Here is a 22,200-nt window from a genome sequence, read left to right as displayed (position 1 = left end):
TATGCACGTCCTTCATCTCATCACGTCCACGCGATCGTTCTTCGAACAGCAGGTCGCGGTCCTCGAGGACCGCGGCGTCGAGTGTACCGTCGTTGGCGTGCCCGGAGAGTACAGCGCCGACTCCCCGCGGACGCCGCTGGACTACCTCCGTTTCTATCCGCGAGTGCTCTCGCACGTCCTGTCCGACGAGTACGATCTCGTCCACGGCCACTACGGCCTGGTCGCGCCGTTCGCGCTCGCCCAGCCGACCAGGCCGGTCGTGTTGAGCCTGTGGGGAACGGACCTGATGAGCGACATGGGCTGGCTCCGTCGGATTAGCCGGGCCGGCGCTCGGCTCGCCGACGCGACCATCGTCCCGAGCCCGGTGATGTCCCGCGAGCTCGACGTCGAGCACGCGGAGATTCCGTTCGGCGTCGATACGGAGCGGTTCAGGCCGATCCCCCGCGAGGAGGCTCGCGAACGGATCGGCTGGGACGCCGACGAGCGGATCGCGCTGTTTCCGTACGATCCGAGCCGGGACGTCAAGGACTACCCGCGGGCCGAACGCGTCGCCGAGCGCGCCGACGTCGACCTTGAGGTGCGAACGATCGACGACGTCCCCTACGAGGAGATGCCGTACTACATGAACGCGAGCGACGTCCTCCTCGTGACCTCGAAGCGGGAGAGCGGTCCCATGGTCGTCAAGGAGGCCGCCGCCTGTAACGTCCCGATCGTCTCGACCGACGTCGGCTTCGTCCGCGAGACGATCGCCGACGTCGACGACTGCGTCGTTGGGTCGACCGACGCCGACCTGGCCGCCGGCCTCGAGCGCGTCCTCGACGGCTCCCGCCGGTCGAACGGCCGGGATGCCGTCGACGGACTCGGACTCGAGGCGATGGGGGATCGCCTCCTCGGCGTGTACCGCCGCGCGCTCGATCGACCGGACGGAACGGCCCGCCGGACGGGGGTGAGCCATGAAGTATAGATCGCTGTCGGAACTGCGGCCGCTGCGTCTCGACACGGTCGCGGCGATCGGCGGCCTGCTGATCGCGCTGGCACTGTTCCCGCTGCGCTTTTTCGCGTCGCAGATCTATCTCAAAACCGTCCCGATCGTCCTCGGAACCGCGTGCATCCTCTACCTCACCGCCCTGTACCAGCAGGACGATACGCGGGCGCTGCCGACGCTGCCGTCGCCGGTGTCGATGGCGCTGCCGAGTGTCGTCCTCGTCGGCCTGACGGCGCTCGTCCTGCTAGCGGTCGCTCAGGAGACGCGCACGCCGGCGTTCTTCGGCCTGGCGGGCGTCGTCGGGACGCTCCTGATCGGCCAGGTCCTGTTCACGAACGACGACGACTTCCGGCCCGGCCTGGTGGTGCTCCAGATCGTCCTGTTCGCGTTCGTCTTCCGGTTTACCGCCCTGTACGTGACGCCGGGGTACATCGGGATCGACATCTGGACCCACAGCAGCCTCGTCGAGTCGATCCTCTCGGAGCAGTCGCTCGGCGCGATCTCTCACGACAAGCACTACGGCTCGCCGTTCTACCACCTGTTCGTCTCGGCCGCGGCGCTGCTGTACGACCTCCCGGTCCGCTCCGCGCTGTACCTCTCCGTGGGCGTCGTGATGCCCCTCTCGGTGTTACTCGTCTACGCCGCGACGAACCTGCTGGTCACGGCGCGGTGGGCGACGCTGGCGACGGCGTTCTACGCCCTCGCGGGCCACGTCTCACGGTGGGGGATGCACCTCATCGCCACGAGCCTGGGCTTGGTCTTCTTCCTGGCGCTGGTGTACGCGCTGATCCGGGTCATGCGGATCGAGTACACGGTTCGGGACTTCGCGATGCTCGTGTTGTTGAGCGTCGCCGTCATCCTCACCCATCAGGTGTCGACGTTCATCATGCTCGTGTTCCTGCTCGCGGCGTTTATCGCCCAGCTCGTGTTCGTCGTCGGTCCGCTGGGACTCACGCGGCTGGACACGAGCGTCTTCCGGACGAAGAAGCCGGTCAACCTCGTCGGGCTCGTCGTCTTCAACCTCGGACTGACGATTTTCGTCTGGTCGCTGACGCCGTACCGGCAGGACTCGTTCCTGGCGACGGTGCTGAGCTACTTCACGGAGACCTTAGAGGAGAGCGCGGGCTTTCTCAACATCGCCTCCGGCGGCTCCGCCGAGTCGGAGGAGGCGGCCGCCGAGACGGCGACGACGCTGCTCGACCAGATCGTCCCCTACGTGGACAACCTCGGCTTCCTGTTCCTGCTCGGGGCCACATTCATCGGCTGTCTGTACGTCGTCCACCGGCGCCGCGCCGAGCAGTCGGTGTTCACGCTCCTGCTGGCCGCGGCGTTCATGCTGGTGTTCGTCCTCGGGCTGCCGATGTTCGGCATCCGAAACTTCATCCCGACGCGCTGGTTCGCGTTCCTCTACGCGCCGATGGCGATCCTCAGCGCGATCGGGCTCCGGACGCTCCGCCAGAACCTCCGGCCGGGGCTCGTCATCGCCGTGTTGCTGATCGGCACGCTCGCGTATCCGGGCGCGATGATGTTCGCCGCCGAGAGCACCACCGATAATCCAGTCTTCTCGGAGCACCACGAGCGCCTGGCCTACGATCAGTCGGAGCTCGCCGCGGCCCAGTCGATCGGCGAGCTGACCGGCTCGCCGGACGGTGACGAGATCCGCCCTGATCAGCACCTGCACACCGATCACCCGTATCAGACGCTGATCGGCCGGACCGGCGCGTATCCGCGGTCGGCGACGAACCCCGCGATAGTCGAAGGTGACCAGGCCGTCGAACACGACTACACGGTCCATCGAACCAGGCAGTCGACCGACGGGTCCTACTTCAGAGACGAGTCCGGTCGCGCAGAGATCCGTAAGGTCTCTCACGACCAGCTCTGCCGGCCCGACCAGGCGACCGTCTACACGAACGGCGACGTAACGATGTGTACGCCGGGGCCGACGACGACGTAGGCGCCGCGACTCGCCCGCCGCTCGCGGACCGATCCGCTGGTCGTTCTGCTCTCTTTTCGGACTCTCCCGTTGGTACTCTCGCCGCGTCAGCGGCGTCTCACGACGATCGAGTGCACTAGTCGTTCTAGCTGCCCCTCTCGACGAGGAGACGCTGGACTCGCCGGTCGGACCGAATTCGCGTCACGAACCGACGCGACAATCGGCGACGGTGTCGAGCGATCGGTGACGGTGCATGTGAACGGGAAGAGAAACGGCAAGCGTCGGTGCACTCGGCACCGACTCGCGTCCTCTTTCTCGTGGATGAGGCGCCCTGTGCCGGCTGTCCGGTCGTCAGACTCGAGGAGATCGAAGCGATCCGAAGTGCGGGCGACGACCGGGCCGGTCGGGGCTAGATTCGACCGGCCCGGTGCACGACTTCGAAACGGCGTGTGAGTAACGGACTACGCGTCCGCCGCGTCGATTACCGCGACTGTCGCCGTTCGCGGACCGCCCGCCAGGCGTCGGCGACGATCGGTGCCCCGTCGGAGAGCCACAGCACCAGGACGGTTCCGCCCAACAGCAACTGGAAGGCGATCTGCGGCGTCAGCCTGCCGACGAGGAGCGTGAATACGTACCGGAGGAGGTAGCCGACGACGTGGTCGGCGAAGCCGCCGACCTCGTCCGCCGGCGGCGTCGCAAGCGGCCAGAGCACGATCCGGAGGTCGAACCCCTGGCCCCGGAGTATCGGATAGACGAGGTCGCCGACGAGATGCGAGCCGTACGCGATCGAGAACGCCCCCGCGAGCGCCCGGTCGCCGCGCCGAGCGGCGACAGCGACCGCTCCCAGACAGACGACCGGCGCGACGAACGCCGAGTGCGCGACCGCGTAGCCCGCCTCGACGATTCCGAGGGACCAGGCGAGCGGCTTGTCGACGAGGTCCGGGAATTGCGAGGCGACGGCGACGGCGATCGCTTCGCGGGTGGAGGGCGACCGCCGGAGACCCAGGTTCGCGACCAGCGAGTAACAGACGTACGCGAACGCCAGGTGCTCCCAGGGCCACATCGATGTTATTCGACCTCCACCGGGAGGTGGATCTCGCGATAGGCGTCATCGCCCGTCGGCTCGGACGGGGCGTCACCGACGTAGAGCAACAGCGTCAGCCGAAGCTCCTCCCCGCTGCCCTGCATCGACGGCGTGATCTCGAGGGTCTGGCTGCGGGTCTCGCCGTCGGCGACCGTCGTCGTCTGTCTGCCCAGTTCGTTCGATTCCTGGACGGTCACGTCGTCGCTCTCGTTGCCCTCAGCGCTCACCCGCTGAAGCAGCGCCACGGACGTGTACGTTCGCTCCTCGTGTTCCTGGTTTGTAATCTCGGTTTCCAACTCATGGGGCTCGCCGGCGGTGTACGTCGTCTCGTACATCGTGTCGGTCTCGCCGGAGACGTTTTCCGTCGCGACCGAAAACTCCGTGAACCCGTCGTGTTGTGGCGGGTTGGCGACCGCGAATCCGGCGCTCGCGATCAGCAGGACCAGGCCGATCGCGATCGCCACGTTGTACGGACGGTAGTTGGGCTGTCCGAACGAGGTCGGCTGTGTCCGCGTGAAGAACGGCAGCGGTATCGAGGGAGTGAACCGGCGGTCGGGCGCACAGCGGTAACGGGCGACGATCGCGACGATCGCGAGGGCGACCGTGAAGATCGAAAGCCCGAGGACCACCGGTTCGACCGTCACTCCCCTAGGGGTTACGGACGCGATGAGGGTGATCGTCGGAACGATCGCGGCACTGAAGACGATCGACAGGACGGCCCGTTCGATCGCCTCGAGACCGCCGGTTACCAGCAGCGGGTTCCCGAGGCCGGTCTTCTCCTCGTCGAACGACTGGTACTCGTCGTTCGGTCCGTCCGGAAAGAGGGCCGAGACGAGCGCGTAGCCGGGGAGAAAGAGCACGAGCGGAATCGCTATCACCGTTCGCGCGACGCCGTCGAGCCCCGAAATAATCCCGAGCGCGATGGCGCCGGTGACCGCGATCACGGCTGCCTGATCGACGAACCACCAGTTGGTGTCGCTCATTTCGTGACTACTGGGCGCCAGAGGGGGTTTATTATCGCCCGAATAAGCCCCGGTGAGCGGGGGTCGTCTGCCGGTCGTCTGACAAACATACATCAGAATTAAGATATGTAGTCCACTGATAGCGCTTTCGGTGCTTCTGGACTGTTCCGGTGAATAGAACGACAGAAAATTCTGGATTAATCCCGATTAATACTCAGCACGGAATTCTCGTAATGAACAGCGCGGTCGGAAATCTTATTCCGGAGAGTTAGGTCCGCTGCGACAACATTCAGCGGTTTCAAAAACACCAAAAAAGAAATCACTTCCAGTGAATCTGGCTAAAGTATTCCGTTCACGAATACACGGTTTCTATCCTTTATTAGCCGTTCGTGAGTGGGGGTGAGTAGAGCGATGAAGGCGAAACATATCAGCTCGGAGGGGCAGGACGAACAGGGTCCGGCCGACGACGATGCCGATGTCGACGCCGACGCCGCGCAGTCCGCCGACGAGGCCGCGATTTCGAAGGACGAAATCTTTCACCTCCTGCAAAACGAACGGCGTCGCCTGGTCCTCCGGTATCTCCGGGGGTCTGACGGGCCCGTTCGCATGCGTGACGTTGCGGAACAGGTCGCGGCGTGGGAACACGAGACGACGGTCGCGGAGCTCACGTCCGAGCAGCGCCAGCGTGTTTACATTCCGCTCTATCAGTCGCATCTCTCGAAGCTCGACGAGGCGGGATTCATCGACTATCAGCAGGATCGCGGTGTCGTCGAGCGCAAACCGTTCGCCGATCACGTCGACAAGTACCTCGAGTTCGACGACGCCGACGAGACGACCGACGAGGCCGCGGCCGACGACGGGGCGTGGGACGATTACTACCTCGGTGCGACGGTCGTCTGTTATGCGGTCCTGATCAGTGCAGTCATGGAACTGCCGTTCGTCTCGTTCCTTTCGGGGATCGGTCTGAGCGCGGTTATTCTGTTCCTCTTTACGCTGCTTACCGTCAGCCAGATGCTCGACTGACGACGAGCGAACCACGCGCGAAGTCCCTTATACGAACGCCGGAACGATCCAGGCGGCGAACGTGCTCGTGAGAAGCGTGACCGTCAGCGCGACCAGCAGTGACGTCGAGACGAAGGCGGCGGCGCCGAACACCGCGCCGAACGAAATCAGTGCGACGATGGCCGGTACGAACCGCGGCGTCTCCGTCTCGCTCGCGCGATCGGGAGACGCGGTCGACCGCTCGATGAGCCCCTGTGACTCGTCGAACGAGAGGGCACCCGACGCGTCGAGCGCCGGCAGCCGGTGTCGACACAACCGCTCGTGGACGCCCGCCCACGTTTCGATCGGCGGTCGTCGCGGACCGATCAGTTCGTCGGCAAGTTCGTCGACGGTTACGGGCGTGTCCAGGTCGTCGAGAACGGCCAGAAGTTCGGTATCGGTCGCCGGCAACAGCTCGGACGCACGATCCCCGTCGTCGGAATCCGCCCCCGACTCGGAGCGTTCCTCCCTGGGTTCGTATACGAACGTCACTCCCGAACCCGTCTTGGACTCCCCGGTCCCCTCCTCGGTAGTCCCGGTCGACGAAGTGTGAAACCGGGACGGCGTCAGACGCATATTCCGCGCTACCCGTTCATGATATATAAGAACTTTCACGGTTCACCACCTATGAACGGTATAACTCCGGCGGGAGCATCCCGCAACACGGCCGATCCGATTCGACTCCGTCCGGCGACGGCCGGCGATCACGCGATCGGGGCCTCGGACGAGTGAAGCCACGGTAGCGACCGGTCCTGGGACTCCGACCAGGTCGCGAGCCAGCTACGGAGGTCAGTGATGCGCAGTTTATGCCTGGCCGGTAGCGCGTGGACGTGCTCGTGGTCGCCCAGCAGTCGGCGATCGAAGTCGTACTGTTCGAAGAGCGTCTCGCGGTCGGGCCACGGCGGTTCGAACGAGGTGAGAAACGGCGTCTTGCGACGGACGAACCCCTCAACCTCGTTGAACAGGGCGGTATCGTGGGGTCGGTCGGGCGGTCTGTGCCGTAGGATGTCGTCGTCGATCCGTTCGCACGCCCGGAGGAACGTGTCCGTCGTCCGGTGTTCCGGTGGCGTCTGCAGATGCCAGTCGAGTAGTTCGCGGTCCGACGCCAGAAACGACGTCAGGAAGTGATCGGACAGGTGCATGTGGAACGGGACCGACGGCTGGTTCGCAATACCGCAGCACGTGAGCTCGTTCTGGACGATGTCCGCGCGCCACCGCCTCGCCGCGAGTTCGTCGGCGATCGCGTCCCTGACGAACGTCGTCGGATCGACGTCGAAGGCGGTTCGCTCGGCCAGCTCGAGGCTCGAATCCCGGTCGTAGCCGAACTTCTGGAGGAGATTCTCGACGGGATCCGGATCGGGATCGAGTCGGCCGGTCGGGATCCGTTTGCCGAGGACGTCGACGGTTTCGGAGGCGGTGAAGTGACCGCGGAAGAACGTGTCACAGAGGAGGCCGTGATACATCGTGTCGACCCCGATATCGTCCGTATAGCCGGCGTGGTGGATGTGCAAGGACTCCTTGATCCCCTGCGAGTAGCGCACTTTCGACTCGTCGGGCCGGAGGTATCGCTCGTCCGGCGGGAAGGCGGTGTGGCTCGCGCCGTACTGGGCGGCGACGGACCGCGCGCCGCGGACCTCCTGTGCGTCCAACGACCCGACCGTGTAACTGCGGTCGACGTCGATCTGCGAGAGGATGATCCGCGAGTCGTAGCCCGCCGAGAGGAGCACACCCTTGCTGCCGGGCAGCACCGAACGCCGCGCCAGCGCCCGTTCGAGGCGGTCGGCGAGTTCGTCGACGGCGTCGGCCTCCCGACTGAACCGGGGCTCGTAGACGAACCGCTCGAGCGAGTCGACCGTCGTCGGCGTGAGCCGACTGTCGATCGGCAGTCGGGACAGTTCCTCGACTGCTGACTTCTCCCCGAGGGTCACGCCCAGGTGTAAGAACTCGAGCATCCCGTCGCGGTCGAGCGTCGGCTCCGCGATCGTCCGCCCGACCTCGGCGGCATCGGTACCGAAAACGCGCGCGCCAGGCTCGTCGGTGTAGAAACACTCCCGGGAGCGAACGGGGTCCGTGGCGACGAACGCGTCGTCGCCCGCTTCGGTATCGACGACGGCCAGATACGAGCCGTTGAGCGCCGACAGCGCGTCGCGGCCGTCGGCCTCGTAGCGCTCGAGGAGCCAGCGCGCGGCGTTGGTCTCGTCCGCGTCGTCCGGGACGTACACCTCTCCCCAGATCACGCAACACCCCTCGTCACCGTCGTAGACGGCGCTCCAGCCGCGCGTTCCGAGATCGGCGTCCCGGATACCGACCGTGAGCGTCGGCCCGGTGAGGACCGCGTCGAACTCGTCACTCGATCGAAGCCGCTCGAACGTCCCGATACCACCGAACACACCGAAGAGTTCCCTATGCATCGTCGAAGACCACCTCGCGACCGGCGTACGCGTTCGATCACGGCGTGGCCGTCGCGTTCGACGGGACCGCGCTCACGTACGCCATCGTCATCTCACCTCGACTGTGATCTCCATTACTATGTCATCGTTAAGCGTCGACGCGGCCGTTACTGCGCCGTACCTCGCGCCCCCGGCCCCCGACTATCGGATCTATAATAATGGGAACACTGTTTGTACCGTCGGGTCGCACATGTCACGGAAACGCTCGACGCGACGACGGTTCCTCACGCTGGCGGGTGCGACCGGCCTCGCCGGAATGGCTGGCTGTACCGATCGGCTCAAGTCTGCAGGCGACGAGATCGGCGACGGCGTCTCGGACGAACTCTCGGACAGTTCGGACGACTCGTCCGTGCCGGGACTCGCCGACGGCGTGCCGTCGCTCGAGACCGACTTCGACAGCCGCGAAGAGTTTCGCGACCCCGGCGAGTCTTTCGACGACTTCAGCGATATCGACGCCTGGTCCGTCTCGGGCGGCTCGGGTGAAGCTGACACGGATATCGTCTTCGACGGGGATCAGAGCTTCAAACTCCAGTCCAATGGGAGCCAGAACATCATCGCGGAGCGGTCCGTCGGGGACGAAGACCTGACGGAGACGGATCTGTCGTTTGCGGTGCGGACGACGACGCCGAACATCGCGGTCAACCTGCGGCTAGTCGATCAGTTCGGCAGCGAGAAGGTGTACTCGCTGCGTAACATCCGGTACCGCACGCCCGATATCGGGTGGTTCCGAGCGAGCCCCGGCGTCTTCCAGCAGAGCGAGTACGAGCCCTCGCTCGACCTCCTCGATCGGATCGAGATTCAGGTGCTTCACTCCACGCAGGAGGCGGAGGTCTGGATCGACGACCTGCGCACGCACGAGACGCCCGATAAGGGCTACGTCATGCTGAGCTGGGACGACGGGATGCGCGACTTCTACGAGACGGCCGCGCCAATGCACGACGAGTACGGGTTCCCGGCGGTCCAGGCACCGGTGCCGCAGTGGGTCGAACAGGCCCGCGACGGCGTTATGTCCCTCTCCGAACTTCAGGAGCGCCAGGCCGAGGGTGATCAGATCGTCGTCCACGGAACGCACAACCCCATCCACGAACTCGACGACGAGCAGTCGATCGAGACCCGTCTCAGACAGGACAAGCAGTGGTTCGTTCAGAACGACTTCGAAGGGGCGAACTACATCGTCTTCCCGCACAACAGCTTCGACAAGACGAGCCTCGAGTTCGCGACCGACTACCACTACTGCGGCGGGTTCAACCAGTCCGGTAACGTCAACCTGACGAGCGTCTACGGGTTTGACCCGCTGGTGTTGCCGCGGACGATCGGCCACGACCTCGAAATCGCGAAACGGAGCGTCGATCTCGCCGCCCAGCACAACCAGTGTACGATCCTCAACTTCCACGAGTTCGGCATGGAGAACACGATGCCCGAGGGCGACTACGAGACGCTGCTCGAACACATCAACGACGCCGACGTCGAGGTCATCACCTTCGACGACCTCTGGAAACTGCGGGCGGGCGGCGAGTAACGACACCCGGTCGACGACCGATTCACCGGTAGCACCGTCGCGATCCCCACGGGGCAGGACGAAGCGACGCTATTTCTCGACTCGAACGATGACGACGCCGATCCGGAGTTCGGAGCGGCCGCTCCGTCGATCATTGCGAAGGAGGAGGCAGTACTGCGACGAGATCGCAGTCGCCGTGGACAGCGGGGACCCGATGCCGAATTGCGGCTGCGGAGTTAGCAGTCAGCCGAGAGCGTGAGCGTGATGGTATCGGTCCGGTCGGCGTCGTCGACGACGCGCAGCGCGACCGGATGGTCGCCCTTCGCACTGACCGTCACGTCGATGGTCTCGCCGGTCTCGTCGAACGGGCCGTCGCCGACGCGCCACTCGTAGCGGACGATCTCGCCGTCCGGGGCCGTCGAGCCCGACGCGTCGAGCGTCACCGTCTGGCCCGGTTCGAGCACCCGTTCGCCCGCTCTCGCGGGATCGGTGCTGATCTCGGCGACAGGCGGTTCACGGTCGGCTTCCTCGCCGCCGTCGCCGGACTCGGCCTCGTCCTCACCCTCGTCCTCGGCGGGCGCTTCGGACTCGTCGGACTCGTCGTCCGCCGGTTCGTCGGGCGCGGTGCCCTCGGCGGGCTCGTTGAGCAGGAGATCGTCCTGGAAGAGTCGGTCGACGATCGCCGAGTGCCACTGGACGCGGGTCCCGAGTTCGATGTCGGTCGAGAGGGTCTCCGCGAGGTAGGCCTCGGCGCCGAGTTCGCGGGCCGCCTTGTGCACGAGCAGCCCGTCCGGGTCCGTGCCGGGCGCGGAGAACGGCCCGATCTCGAAGGCGAGGTCGGGATCGTCCACATAGTTCCGCGTGACGTAGTCGGCGGCGTCCGCCGCGGCGTCGACCGCCGCCTGGTCCGCCGAATGGAAGATCGCCTGGCCGACGCCGTCCATGGGGTCGCCGGCGTAGATGCCGGTCGACTCGTGGAGGTCGACGACCACGTCGGGGTCGTAGTCGCTAATGACGGCCCAGATCTCCTGGGCGAGTTCCGTCTCCGGTTGCCCCCCGGCGGTGAACTGCCGGTTGAGGTTGTTCCCTTCGTCGTCGTTTCTGGTTCCGCGCTCGATCGCGACGGCGTTGGCCTCGGGGATCGCGACGAGCGTCCCGGCGTCGATCGTCCAGTCGGCGATCCGCTCGGCGGCCGTGTAGCCGGCGATCTCGTTGCCGTGCATCCCGCCGACGACGACGGCCGTCGGGCCGTCGGCGTCCGCGGTCGTGACGTACACCGTCGTCTCTTCGTCGGTACCCTCGCGAATGACGAAGGACTCGCGGGTGACGCCGCTCTCGTCCGCATCTTCCTCGGACTGCGCCGTGTCGCCGACCACGCTGGCGACGCCGGCACCGGTCAGTGCGCAACCTGCTGTAACTGTCAATAACGATCGGCGTGAGAGGCTATCGGGTCTCATCCGTCCGTTGGATGGCAAGCGGTCGGTTTTACTACAGTCGAGCTAACAACCAGCAACGATTTCGTTTCGCTCCTGCAACGGTCGAAGCCGATCGCTCCCGCCGCCTTCGGTCCGTTCGCTATCGAAAACGGTTAGCCGTCAAACTAGTTCCGGGCGGATCGTCCGCTCACCGGCCGCTCTCGTCCGCCGTTCGCGCCGACGAAGCTATCCGTCGTCATCGGTCGGGACTCGCCGTGCGACGGACCGCTGTCCGAGCGCGACGGCGACGAACAGCAGGGCGAGCGTCGCGACTTTCGGTGCCGGTCGCCGTCGCGCGCCGACGCCGGCGACCCAGCAGAGACCGGGATAGTGCCGCGGCGACAGCGCCGCCGCGGCCGTCCGCAGATGCCAGCAGCCCCGCAGGTGTCGGCCCTCGGCGAAGTACCGCTTCGCGACGATCAGCGCGTGGCTCGCGCGGATCTCGTAGCCCTCGTCCTCGAAGCGATCGACCTCGTCCTCGTAGGTCGACAGATACTGCTCGCTCGCAGTCGCGATCAGGTCCGCCGGCGGGTGGCCGGTGTCGTCGCGGGAGACGAGCTCCGCGTCGACGTAGGCGAGTTTCCCGTGTTTGAGCACCCGCAGACAGAACTCCGGATCTTGGAAGCGGTCGAGTTCCTCGTCGAACCCGCCGGCCTCCCTGGCGACCTCGGTTCGGACGAGCAGCGTCGACCCCGCGCCCGGCTGGACGTTGTCGGCGAGAATCTCGCCCATCAGCTCCTCGCCGCCCTCCCGCGCGGGTTCGTCGTCGGCGCGAGCCAGTAGGGTAGCGGCGGTCGTCCGGACCAGGCCGCTCGCCCCGTCCAAGTCGTAGGCCGTGTCGCAGTAGACGCCGACCCAGTCGTCGGAGCGGTCCTCGAGGGCCGCGAGTTGCTGTTCGAGCTTCTCGGGATGCCACTCGTCGTCCGAGTCGAGGAAGGCGACGTACTCCCCGCGAGCGTGTTCGATGCCGGTATTTCGGGCGACGTTCGCACCCTGATTGGTCGCGTGGACCACCGGCCGCACTCGGGAATCCTCGTACTCGGCGAGCACCGAGTCGGTGTCGTCGGTCGATCCGTCGTCGACGACGACCACTTCGAGGTCGTCGATCGTCTGCTCGAGCGCGCTGTCGATCGCAGTCGGGAGCGCCGCCGCCCTGTTGTACGTCGGAATGATGACGCTGACGCGAGTCATTTCTCGGCTCTATCCCCCCGCGCCGGTTTATTATCGCGTGGCTAAACTCGCCTGGCGGCGCCGTCGACGCAGGGATCGGATCGACTGGACGCCCTTGCTGGCTTTGGCGGTCGGCCGAGGCGATGCGAGCGCGACGCGCGTGCGCTAACTGCTGTATAAGAAAGAGTAAACGGTTCGTCGACGCGTTCGATGACGGATCGAAACCGCCGATCGTTTATCACGACAGTTGCAGCGACTGGAACGCTCGGACTCGCGGGTTGTCTTTCGCCGTTACAGGACTTGCGCGGGTCCGGCGAGCCGACGTCGACCCAGTCGGACTCGACCGACGAGTCCGGTTCCGATGCGGACGATCTGGGCCTCCCCGGGACGCCGGTCGAGCGCTTCGAGGCCGTAGACGAGTGGACGGCGATGATCGGTGCCGGCGAACTCGAGGCCGCGACCGACGACCCGTACGCGGACTCGCAGTCGGCGCGCCTCACGGCCGGCGAGGACGCCGAGTACGCCGCGATCTACCGAACGTACCCGGACGGACTGGACCTGAGCGGTCAGAACCTCTCGCTGGCCACTAAGTTCACCGGACGGGATCAGGTCCGGCTCACGCTCGAGTTGTTCGCGCCGAACTCGCGGAACGTCCACGCGACGGAGCGCATCCTCACCGGGCCGACCGACCGCTGGGTGCGCGTCGACTTCGGTACCGACCGGATCGACACCCAGCCCGACCTCTCTGACGTTCGCGAACTCCGGCTGACCGTCCGCCGCCGCGGCGATCCGTCCGGATCGATCGACTGCATGGTCGACGATCTCCGGGCCGTCGAGCGACCCGGGACGGGCAAGGTCATGTTCCTGTTCGACGGGACGCTCGAGAGCCACTACGAGACCGCCCTCGAACACATGGAGTCGTACGGATTCACCGGCGTCGAAGCGGTCATGCCGGAGGCCGTCGGGGAGTCCGGCCGGCTTACGATCGATCGGCTCACCGAACTGCGCGACGCAGGCTGGGACATGGCCGCCCGACCGCGGACCGGCGCCCACTTCCTCCACGAGTACTCCCCCGAGGAGCAGGAGGGGATGATCAAGCGGACGAAGGCGTACCTCGAGAACCGCGGATTCGAGGACGGCGCGAGGCACTTCGTCACGCCGCGGAACATCCTCAGCCCGGCCGCGCGCGACCTCGTCGAAGAGCACCACGACCAGGCGTTCCGGTTCGGCGGCGGGCCGAACGCGCTCCCGTTGACGGACCCGCACAACGTCGGGTTCTTCTCCGGCGAGGCCGGTGCGGAGACGAAGACATACGTCGACTACGCTGCCGAGTACGGCCAGCTCGCGGTCCTGAAGTTCGATTACATCGATACCGAGAACAGCATCAGCGAGAGCGCGTTCGAGGACGTGCTCGACTACGTCGACCGGCAGGACGTCGAGGTCGTTAGCGCGTCGGATCTGTTGGAGTCGTAAGCGAGACCGACGCCGACACCGCTGACTCGGAGCGCGTCGCCGCCGATACGGACCCTGCGACACGGGAGCGCCAGTCGTCGCTCGTTCGTCGCATTCGTTGCGTTCGTTGCACGACTCATCCTCACGCAGTCTTCGCGCGGAGTGGCACGGCCGCCTTCACCCGCCGTCTGTCGTATCCGTCGAGTTCACGGAAAACCAGCGCGTAGGCGACGGAACGCTATTAGAACGGCCGTCGTGCGCTGTGGCCGAGTGATACCTCGTTCCCGCTGGTTCGGCCCCTCGTCACGGCATGACGTTCTGTAACCCGGGGTCGAGGAGTCCCAGCGCGAGTCCCGAGAGCAGCAGCGACAGCCCGGCGACGAACAGCAGGCTCTGTAACCAGCTCCGGCTCATCCAATCACTTTCGCTCCCGGCGAGCCGGTCGTAGGCCGCGTCCGCCTTCGACCCGATCGGGTCGGGGAAGGCCGACAGCACCTCGAAGGGTTCGGCCGGATCCAGCGCGCCGACGAGCAACGCGAACATGATGAAGATCGCGAATCCGACCGGCGGAACGACCGCGAGCGCGAGCAACGGGCTCGCGATCGCTCGCGCGAGAGCCACGATGGGAACCGCCGCCAGGCCGGTCGTCAGCAGTGCGCGACCGAGTCGTGCGTCCGCGAGCGGATCGAAGCCGACGCGGCGGGCGCTCACGCAGTGGAAGACGAACATCGAGCCGTAGCCGACGCTGGTCGCGACGGCCGCGCCGCTCATCCCGAACATCGGAATGAGAGTGACGTTGAGGATGACGTTGATCAGCGCCGCGACGCCCGTGGCCGCGACCGGGTATTGGAGCGACCCCTCGCCCTGGGAGATCGCCAGGATCGGCCGCGCGAGCGCGAAGCCGAGCGCGCCGGGGAGTAACAGCAACAGGGGGGTGATCGCCGGCGTGGCCTCCTCGCCGAAGTACAGCGGCACGGCGACGTCGGAAAGTGCCGCGAGCCCGACCGCCATCACGGCCGTCAGCAGGAACGTGTACCGCGTCGTCCGCGAGGCCAGATTCGAAATCTCGCGCAGGCGGTTTTGCGACCACAGCTCCGACGTCGAGTGGACGAACACCGTCTGGATCGCCATCGGAATGAACCAGAGGAACTCCGCGAGGGTCAGCGCCGCCTTGTAGTTACCCACCGCCGCGCTCTCCCGGAACCGCCGGAGCATCACGATGTCGATGTGATACAGCGACATCAGCAGGAAGATCAGCGCGATGCTCATCGAGTTGAACGTGAGCATCTGCTTCCGGGGGAACCGCTCCGTCGGCCGACTGAAGAGACACGACAGGGGCACCCGCCGATGGACGAGGACCAGGCCGATCACCGCGACGAGCGTGCTCGCGACCAGGTGGCCCGCAAGCGCGCCGAGCACGCCGGCACCGAGGTAGACGAGCGGGACCGCGACCGCGACGAAGCCGAGCTTGTCGATAATCTTCAGCGGCTCGGAGTACCGCTCGAGGCCAAACCCCATGAGCGTTTTCCGCGTGTAATCGCGGAACTGCGCCGTCACCACGAGCGCGGCGAGAACGTAGAAGTAAAGCTGCAACTCGGAGCCGAACGCGAACTCGACGATCCCAGTCCTGGTCGCGAGGACCAACAGGACCGCGCCGAGGCCCGCCAGCAGGATCGCCAGGCGGAGGTAGAAGCCGACGACGTGTTCGCTCCAGTTCGCTGCGGCGCGGTCCTCGGCGAGGAACTTGCGGACGCCGTCGGTGATGCCGGAACTGACGAAGATCATGTAGATGGCGAAGACCGACAGCAGAAACGAGTACTCGCCGAATTCCGATGCGCCCAGCAGCCGATACAGCAGCGGCGTTGAGAGCGCAGTGATAACGAGCACGATGACCTTCGCGCTGACGACCGAGACGACGCCGCTCGCGATGCTCCTGTTCACGGTTTCACCCTGGGACGTTCGAGTCGGCGATCGACAGCCGTCGCCGGCGGTCGGTCACCATCCGACTGACTCACTGTATCAAGACGGTGGCAACAGCGCGGCGTTATTATACGGGGGTTAAACGGCTGCCGACCGGTGAATCGCGCGAAAATTCGTTCTCGGAGAGTTCCGTCTGCGAGTTACTCGTAGGAGTTCTCCCAGGTCGTGACGCCGCTCGCGCCGAAATCGCGAATGCCGTCGGCGAGCCGATTCTTCTTGAACGTCGGGTTCGACGACGACGAGTAGAGACAGACGGCCTCGCGCCCGCTCGACGATTCGAGGTCCGAGTCGCGAACGAGCGTCTCGCTCCCGGTATCGACGTACGGATACTGGTTCGCGCGCAAGGTACTTTCGTAGATCGTCACGTCCGACCCCGTGTTGACGATGGCGTTTCGGTCCGTCCCGTCGCGACCATACTGCTCGACTTCGACGCCGTTGAACCGGCAGTTGTCCCGCTCGCAGCGGATCCCGTCGCGGAAGCCGCCGTCGTCCCCCGCGCGTCCCGTGATCGTGACGTTCTCCGCGAGAATCTGTTCGGTTCGATCGCTCTCCCGAATCCACAGCGGATAGCCGCCCGCGGTCTCGTGAGTAACCGACGTATCGACGATCGTCGCCTCGCCACACTCGGGCGAGAGCACGATCCCGTGGTTCACATCCGAGCCCTGAATGGTCACGCGAGTGTTCTCGATGCGCGCGCTCTCGCAGGTGTTCATCACCGAGATCGCGTGACTGGTGGGCATCGGCGACGTGATCTCGACGGCGGCACCGCTGATCTCGATGTTCCGACCGCTCTCGATCCGGATACCGCGCTGCGTTCGGTCTTCCGGCCGCGTCGCGTCGACTTCGACCGTTGGCCACCGAATCTCACTGCCCCGTCCGCCGACGCGGACGTTCGCGCCGTTGCTGTTCCGAAACCAGCCGCCGTGGACGATGATCGCCCCGTCGCCGCCCGCTGCGTAGAGGCCGTTGTTCGGGAACGCGCCGAGCCAGCAGCGTCTGAACTCGAGGGTCCCTGCGTTCTGGTTCGCTTCGATCCCGATCGGACCGCGCCAGCGGTTGCCCGCGTTCGGGGTGTTCTCGACCCACGCAGCGCCGTCCGGAGCGCGAAACCGTTCGACGATCCCGCTCCCGTCGGGATCGGTGATGTTGAACAGGCCCGGCCCCCACGTACCGCTGTCGTGCTCTCCGCGCACGGTCACGTCGCGAACCTCGAGTCGACCGGAGACGTTGGCTTCGATCGCCCGGATCCCCGTGTCCGGGGCCGACTGGTCGACGTCGAATCCCTCGAAACGGAGGCGGCGCCCGGGGCTGTACGGGACGCCGAGGCGGAACAGCCGATACTGCGGTCCGTCGAAGTCGTGGAAGTTCGCCGGGACCAGCGTCGCGTTCTCGCCGACGACCCCGAAGTTCTCGAAGCCGGTGTACCGGAACTGTTCGTCCATGTAGTAACGCCCCTCCGGGAACACGAGCAGGGTATCGTCGCCGCGGAGGTCTTCGAGCACGGGCGTGATCGATTCCGTGCCGGTATTGTCCGCACCGGCCTCGGTGACGTCGATGACCGTGGAGTAGTCGTCGTAATACTGTGCGTACGGGTCCGAAGAAGACGCGCTGACGGTCGACGTCAGCCCGATCCCGGCGAGACACGCGGTTCCCACCCCTCGTAGGAACGTCCGTCGCGATCGAGATCGTTCCGTCGAGTCAGCGAGAGAGCGTCGACCGTCACCCCTGGCGGTCGACTGAGAACGGCGAGACCCACTCCGATTCGAGCGCTGCATACCACTTCGTTCCGACATTGAAAGTCACTATTTCCTGAGTAATGACGGGGTCCAGTATCTATGGATTCGGATAGCAAGCTTTTAAGTCCGCGATCCGGGCGCCGAGAATCGGACACCCCATCAGCGGCGGACAGTTGTTCGAATCGCAACGGTCGTTCCCGGTCGGAAACGTCCGGTTTCCGGCGGCCGCGTTACCGGTTTACCGGCCGTCGAAGCCCGATTATCCGGACCGTGCGTCGTGGGGCGTCGCCTCGCTGTACTCGTCGAGGGTGCGTCCGTTTGCGAGGGTGGCACCGATCAATTCCGCGATGGCGCGTCGGAGCCGCTGGGAGACCGCGGAGTCGGAGATGTCGAGCCGGCCGGCGAGGTCGTCCTGCGTGGCTCCCCGCGGGACCTCGAAGTAGCCGGCGTAGTACGCCGTCGTGAGAATCTCGTGCTGCCGGTCGGTCAGGAAGTAGGTTCGGTCGTCGGATACCGAAGAATCGTACAGCTGGTTGATGCGAAACGAGATATCGCGGTTGCGACATTCCGTTCGGAACGCGGATAGCGCGTCCCGATCTGGGAGATACACCCGCGTGACCCATCCCTCGGTGCCGCTCGTGACCGTGAAGACGAACAGCCCCTGGTCGGCACACCGGTCCGGAACGATCTCGAGATCGGTGTCGACGCGGACGCGGTAGATCGCACGGTTCTCGAACGTCGCGACACGCGTCGGATTCGAGACGGTCGGATCCGAACGCATCGCTGCCTCGAGCGCTTCGTACTCGCCGCCGAAGGCGGAGACGAACCGGACGCGGCGCTCGCTCGGCGTCGCCCCGTACTCGTACCTGAGCGCCACGTCGGGACAGCGCTCGATCGTCGGTACTAACGGCAGCTCGTCGTGACCGAGGTGGACTTCTGCGATGAATCCCATCGAGGATCGGTTCCGTACACTGTCTTCGGGCCCGGTAGCCCATACTTATCGGCCGACTAAGCACGTCTGCACTCACGTGAACCGTCGCTTGCGGTCGCATCCGGGCTCGACTCGTCAATTCATGTAGCCGAGATCGGCCAGGCGATCCGTGACGGCCTCGTCTGCGGCCGGCCGCGTCGCGCCGTCGTCTTCGTCGTAAGCCGGATAGGTGGTCGGGTCGACCTGATCGACGACGGGAACGACGCTGCCGTCCATGCGATCGCTGTAGGGAACGCCTATCGCGGCCATGATCGTCGGCGCGACGTCGAAGATGTGGGCCCGATCGACCGCGGCGTCGGCGTCGATTCCCTCGCCGGCCGCGACGAAGACGCCGTCGAGTTTGTGGTTCCAGGGTTCGGCCGGCCCGAAGCGATCGACGGGACCCACCTGTTCGGAAAGTGCGTGCTCGAAGTCGGCGGGGATCGTGACGATATCGACCGTCTCGTCGAGGTAGTCGCCGTGGAAGTACTGCTCGCGCGGCGCGACCGTCTCGAAGAACGGCTCCCCATTGGGTGCTTCGACGCCCTGGAGCGCCCGGATGAGTTCCTCGCGGAGTTGCTCGTACTCCGCCTGCGGGACGACGCCGTGTGGATCCCGTCCCTCGAGGTTGATCCGGACGCCGAGTTCGGTCCGCGCCCGGACGTAGGCCTTCGATTCGGCGAAGTCAACCTGCTCGTTGGCCGTCCGGGAGACCCCGCCAGGTGCGTACTCGATCGCCAGGTCGGCCAGGCCGACTCGTTCGAGGGCGGTCCGGATGCGGCTGGCGGTGACGCCGAACCGCGCGGCGATCGACGCCGCGCGGGCGACGGTTCCCGGCTCCCAGGTGTCGCACTCCTCGCCCTCGCGCAGGCGCCGGCGCATCGGCGTCCACGAGGGCATCCCCTTCCCGCCGGTGGTCGTCTCGAGGTACCCTTCGTCGCGGAGGAACTCGTTGATCCGGAACTCGTAGCCGTCGTAGGGACCCATTCCGTGATCGCTCACGATGAAGACCCGATCCGGATCGCAGTCGTCGAGAATGGCCGCGATCTGTTCGTCGGTCGCCTCGTAGACGGGGTCGATGTATCGGTCCTTGCCGCCGAACTCGTGGAAGACCGTGTCCGTCTTCTGGAACTGGACGAAGCCGAAGTCCGGATCGAACCGGTCGGCGAGGTAGCGAAACGCGTCGCCGCGCATCCGGATCAGGTTCTCGTACTCCGCGAGCTTCTCGTCCTCGGACAGCGAGTCGTCGTCGCGCGTGTAATTCGGGTAGACGCGGTACTCGCCGATCGCCTCGCGGACCTCCGCTAAGAGCCCCTCGGGGTGACAGGCCGGGTCCTCGGGTCCGAGGAAGCCGGGGAGCACCGCGCCGTCGAACTCGTCCGGCGGATGGGTGACCGGCGCGTTGACGACCACGCTCGACCGGTCGTTGCGATCCAGCAGCGTCCACAGCGGGTGCTCGCGGACGTCGTCGTTGCTCGTCACGTGCCAGTCGTAGCCGTCGTATCCGACGAACCCGACCACGCCGTGTTTCCCCGGATTGACGCCGGTGTAGATCGACGGCCAGGCGCTCGGCGTCCACGGCGGGATCTGCGATTCGAGCGGCGCGGTTACACCCTCGGAACAGAGCCGCTCGATGGTCGGAATCCGATCGGTTTCGAACAGTCGCTCGAACACCGGCATACACCCGGCGTCGATCCCGATAAGCAACGTATCGAGCCCGTCCGATTCGTTGACGTTACCCCCGGTCGATGCACCGTCGTCACGGCGAAACGTCCCAGACATCTTAATCGTTCTCGTATATAGCAAGTATCTCCAGTCGCTCGCTGCCGCTGTTCGGCAGCGGCGTCGTTCGTTGCACCACGCTATCTACGTCCCGAGAGGAAGACGCGATACTTCATTATCAAGCTGTTAATCCCCTCGTTCGGCCGAAATACGGCTCGTCGGATCGGGTAGAAAGCGAGTCGCCTGTAGCGGCGCATACCTGCGGTTCCGTGACGAACCGACCGACACAATGAGGTAGCTCTCCGGTGTCCGTACCCGTATAGCGGGTGAGTTCACCACCATGCCCATCCGTTCCCCGACGGAACAGTGCCCCGGTTGGCTCGCAACCCTCGGTCCGGTCGTCGCCGTGCTGTACATCGGCGGCTTCGTCGGATACCTGCTGACGGAGTGGCCGATGATCGCGACCGACGCCGCGTTCTTCCAGCACACCGGTTGGTACATCCTCAACGGCGGCGTTCCGTACGTCGACGTCTGGGACGTGAATCCGCCCGTTCCGTACGGCGTCACGGCCGCACTTGCGGTCCTCGCCGGCGGAAATATGCTCGTCCTGCACGGTCTCAGCGTGACGCTCACGGTGGTCGTCGCCGCTACGAGCGTCTTGCTCGTCGGACGAGTGGCCCACCTCGCGACGGGGAACGATACGGCGGCGGTCGCCGCGGGCCTCACGATGCTGGTCGTCCCGGAACTCTTCGTTCTCCCGTTACTGGGGGTGCGATCGCAGTTCTACGCGCTGTTTTTCGGCGTTCTTGCGCTCGCCCTGATCCTCCGCGAACGGCCACGGCCCTTTCTCGCGGGGGCCGCCGCGGCGCTGAGCGCCGGTTCGTGGCAGTCGGGGGTCGCATTCGCGCTGTTGGTCGTCGGGATAGCGTACCAGCGAACCGGCAGGCGGGCCGCGCTCTCTGCGATTGCGGGCGGCGGCGTCGTGACCGGCGCGGTCCTCGTCGCGTTCGCGGCCGCGAATGCGCTCGTTCCTATGGTCGTCCAGACCGTGCTCGCGCCGCTAATCGCCGGCTCGCCGTACACCCTGGCCGAACGCGTCTACTCGATCCTGTTGGTGTTCGGCTACGGGTCGGTGCTTCTTCCGGTTGCGCTCTACGGGTGGGCGCGCGTCGCGGTCGGCGATCGCCGAGAGCTGCGGTGGGTGCCGGCGGGAGGGGTGATTCTCGGGTGCCAAGTCCTGTTTATCGACATGGACGGCTCGACCGACGCGTTCCTCTGGCTCGTCTTCGTCGCGCTCGGCGTGGCCCTTACCGTCGAGCGCGCAAACGCACGGTGGTCCGTGACGGCGGCCATCGGTGGTGACGACGCGACCCGATCGAATCGCTCCCGGTGGGTGATCTTCTCCGTCATCGGGCTGCTCGTCCTCTTCGGACTCGTCTGGAACGCCGGTTCACCCTCTCTGAAGTCGACGCTTACGGAGATGGAACAGGAGAATGAACGAGACGAGGTCCCGCCGATAACGGTAACGTGGAACGAGGCGGACGTGCCGCCGATGCGGACCATCTACTGGGGGATGATGAAACCGGAGACCTGCCACTACCGGCTGAGTTGGAACGAGTTGCGGTGGATCTCGATGACCGACGACCGGTTGGACGCGCGCGAGTGTCCCGGGTGGCCGAGCCGGATCGATCGCGGCTAACGCGGGTTCGATCGCCGCACCTATCACCCTCGTGGCGGACGTG

Annotated in this window: 16 protein-coding genes; 6 read left to right on the top strand and 10 right to left on the bottom strand. The window is 65.7% G+C overall.

The features are described from left to right. The first annotated feature begins 1 nt into the window (after position 1). Positions 2-964, top strand: coding sequence for a glycosyltransferase (locus tag BMY29_RS07675; RefSeq protein WP_049988598.1), 963 nt, complete (start codon positions 2-4; stop codon positions 962-964). Next, positions 954-2,939, top strand: coding sequence for a hypothetical protein (locus BMY29_RS07670; RefSeq protein WP_049988597.1), 1,986 nt, complete (start codon positions 954-956; stop codon positions 2,937-2,939). The genes BMY29_RS07675 and BMY29_RS07670 overlap by 11 nt, the downstream gene beginning before the upstream one ends. Before the next feature lie 460 nt (positions 2,940-3,399). Here the strand turns inward: BMY29_RS07670 and BMY29_RS07665 are convergent, their stop codons facing one another. Next, positions 3,400-3,981 (bottom strand): metal-dependent hydrolase, encoded by a 582-nt coding sequence (locus tag BMY29_RS07665; protein WP_049988596.1) that lies wholly within the window; start codon positions 3,979-3,981, stop codon positions 3,400-3,402. Between the two features lie 5 nt (positions 3,982-3,986). After that, the gene (locus BMY29_RS07660) at positions 3,987-4,985 is read right to left on the bottom strand and encodes a DUF1616 domain-containing protein (RefSeq protein ID WP_049988595.1); all 999 of its coding nucleotides are present in this window, start codon (positions 4,983-4,985) and stop codon (positions 3,987-3,989) included. Between the two features lie 390 nt (positions 4,986-5,375). Between BMY29_RS07660 and BMY29_RS07655 the strand changes: the two genes are divergently transcribed. After that, positions 5,376-5,987 carry a DUF7344 domain-containing protein gene (locus BMY29_RS07655; RefSeq protein WP_049988594.1) on the top strand — a complete coding sequence of 204 codons (612 nt, stop codon included), beginning with the start codon at positions 5,376-5,378 and terminating at the stop codon, positions 5,985-5,987. A 27-nt stretch (positions 5,988-6,014) separates the two neighbouring features. On the opposite strand, the gene BMY29_RS07650 is transcribed toward BMY29_RS07655, so the two are convergent. Further along, entirely contained in the window at positions 6,015-6,581 is a 567-nt protein-coding gene (locus tag BMY29_RS07650) for a hypothetical protein (protein WP_074854667.1), read from the bottom strand. 128 nt (positions 6,582-6,709) lie between these two features. Beyond that, a complete protein-coding gene (locus BMY29_RS07645; protein WP_049988593.1) occupies positions 6,710-8,416 on the bottom strand; it encodes an asparagine synthetase B family protein in 1,707 nt (568 codons plus the stop codon). A 229-nt stretch (positions 8,417-8,645) separates the two neighbouring features. Here BMY29_RS07645 and BMY29_RS07640 point away from each other — a divergent pair, with 229 nt between their 5' ends. Next, complete coding sequence (locus BMY29_RS07640; protein ID WP_049988592.1) at positions 8,646-9,974, top strand: polysaccharide deacetylase family protein; 1,329 nt, start codon at positions 8,646-8,648, stop codon at positions 9,972-9,974. Between the two features lie 215 nt (positions 9,975-10,189). Here the strand turns inward: BMY29_RS07640 and BMY29_RS07635 are convergent, their stop codons facing one another. Together BMY29_RS07635 and BMY29_RS07630 are read right to left on the bottom strand one after the other, a co-directional pair. Then, positions 10,190-11,410, bottom strand: a complete 1,221-nt coding sequence (locus BMY29_RS07635; RefSeq protein WP_049988591.1) for a PKD domain-containing protein — start codon at positions 11,408-11,410, stop codon at positions 10,190-10,192. A 204-nt stretch (positions 11,411-11,614) separates the two neighbouring features. Beyond that, positions 11,615-12,619, bottom strand: coding sequence for a glycosyltransferase family 2 protein (locus tag BMY29_RS07630; RefSeq protein ID WP_049988590.1), 1,005 nt, complete (start codon positions 12,617-12,619; stop codon positions 11,615-11,617). 189 nt (positions 12,620-12,808) lie between these two features. On the opposite strand from BMY29_RS07630, the gene BMY29_RS07625 reads away from it, so the two are divergent. After that, complete coding sequence (locus tag BMY29_RS07625; RefSeq protein ID WP_049988589.1) at positions 12,809-14,071, top strand: polysaccharide deacetylase family protein; 1,263 nt, start codon at positions 12,809-12,811, stop codon at positions 14,069-14,071. Positions 14,072-14,353: 282 nt separating this feature from the next. On the opposite strand, the gene BMY29_RS07620 is transcribed toward BMY29_RS07625, so the two are convergent. From BMY29_RS07620 to BMY29_RS07605, 4 genes are all read right to left on the bottom strand, one after another. Then, complete coding sequence (locus tag BMY29_RS07620) at positions 14,354-15,991, bottom strand: oligosaccharide flippase family protein (RefSeq protein WP_049988588.1); 1,638 nt, start codon at positions 15,989-15,991, stop codon at positions 14,354-14,356. A gap of 179 nt (positions 15,992-16,170) precedes the next feature. Then, positions 16,171-17,823: a right-handed parallel beta-helix repeat-containing protein gene (locus BMY29_RS07615; protein ID WP_241471233.1), complete on the bottom strand. Its 1,653-nt coding sequence runs from the start codon at positions 17,821-17,823 to the stop codon at positions 16,171-16,173. Positions 17,824-18,025: 202 nt separating this feature from the next. Then, positions 18,026-18,718, bottom strand: coding sequence for a helix-turn-helix domain-containing protein (locus BMY29_RS07610; protein ID WP_049988587.1), 693 nt, complete (start codon positions 18,716-18,718; stop codon positions 18,026-18,028). A 114-nt stretch (positions 18,719-18,832) separates the two neighbouring features. After that, entirely contained in the window at positions 18,833-20,518 is a 1,686-nt protein-coding gene (locus BMY29_RS07605; RefSeq protein WP_049988586.1) for an alkaline phosphatase family protein, read from the bottom strand. 280 nt (positions 20,519-20,798) lie between these two features. On the opposite strand from BMY29_RS07605, the gene BMY29_RS07600 reads away from it, so the two are divergent. Continuing rightward, a complete protein-coding gene (locus BMY29_RS07600) occupies positions 20,799-22,157 on the top strand; it encodes a DolP-mannose mannosyltransferase (protein WP_049988585.1) in 1,359 nt (452 codons plus the stop codon). Positions 22,158-22,200 lie beyond the last annotated feature (43 nt).

This window comes from Natrinema salifodinae, assembly GCF_900110455.1.
GTDB classification, from domain to species: domain Archaea; phylum Halobacteriota; class Halobacteria; order Halobacteriales; family Natrialbaceae; genus Natrinema; species Natrinema salifodinae.
Note: the sequence above shows the minus strand (reverse complement) of the source record. Positions and strands in the feature narration are given on the sequence as shown.

What these genes read in the sequence shown, in the direction of transcription:
- BMY29_RS07655 (WP_049988594.1), top strand. Translation starts at nt 5,376, where the DNA reads ATGAAGGCGAAACATATCAGCTCGGAGGGGCAGGACGAACAGGGTCCG.
- BMY29_RS07660 (WP_049988595.1), bottom strand. Translation starts at nt 4,985, where the DNA reads ATGAGCGACACCAACTGGTGGTTCGTCGATCAGGCAGCCGTGATCGCG.
- BMY29_RS07675 (WP_049988598.1), top strand. Translation starts at nt 2, where the DNA reads ATGCACGTCCTTCATCTCATCACGTCCACGCGATCGTTCTTCGAACAG.
- BMY29_RS07665 (WP_049988596.1), bottom strand. Translation starts at nt 3,981, where the DNA reads ATGTGGCCCTGGGAGCACCTGGCGTTCGCGTACGTCTGTTACTCGCTG.
- BMY29_RS07670 (WP_049988597.1), top strand. Translation starts at nt 954, where the DNA reads ATGAAGTATAGATCGCTGTCGGAACTGCGGCCGCTGCGTCTCGACACG.
- BMY29_RS07615 (WP_241471233.1), bottom strand. Translation starts at nt 17,823, where the DNA reads ATGTCGGAACGAAGTGGTATGCAGCGCTCGAATCGGAGTGGGTCTCGC.
- BMY29_RS07640 (WP_049988592.1), top strand. Translation starts at nt 8,646, where the DNA reads ATGTCACGGAAACGCTCGACGCGACGACGGTTCCTCACGCTGGCGGGT.
- BMY29_RS07625 (WP_049988589.1), top strand. Translation starts at nt 12,809, where the DNA reads ATGACGGATCGAAACCGCCGATCGTTTATCACGACAGTTGCAGCGACT.
- BMY29_RS07630 (WP_049988590.1), bottom strand. Translation starts at nt 12,619, where the DNA reads ATGACTCGCGTCAGCGTCATCATTCCGACGTACAACAGGGCGGCGGCG.
- BMY29_RS07605 (WP_049988586.1), bottom strand. Translation starts at nt 20,518, where the DNA reads ATGTCTGGGACGTTTCGCCGTGACGACGGTGCATCGACCGGGGGTAAC.
- BMY29_RS07610 (WP_049988587.1), bottom strand. Translation starts at nt 18,718, where the DNA reads ATGGGATTCATCGCAGAAGTCCACCTCGGTCACGACGAGCTGCCGTTA.
- BMY29_RS07650 (WP_074854667.1), bottom strand. Translation starts at nt 6,581, where the DNA reads ATGCGTCTGACGCCGTCCCGGTTTCACACTTCGTCGACCGGGACTACC.
- BMY29_RS07645 (WP_049988593.1), bottom strand. Translation starts at nt 8,416, where the DNA reads ATGCATAGGGAACTCTTCGGTGTGTTCGGTGGTATCGGGACGTTCGAG.
- BMY29_RS07635 (WP_049988591.1), bottom strand. Translation starts at nt 11,410, where the DNA reads ATGAGACCCGATAGCCTCTCACGCCGATCGTTATTGACAGTTACAGCA.
- BMY29_RS07600 (WP_049988585.1), top strand. Translation starts at nt 20,799, where the DNA reads ATGCCCATCCGTTCCCCGACGGAACAGTGCCCCGGTTGGCTCGCAACC.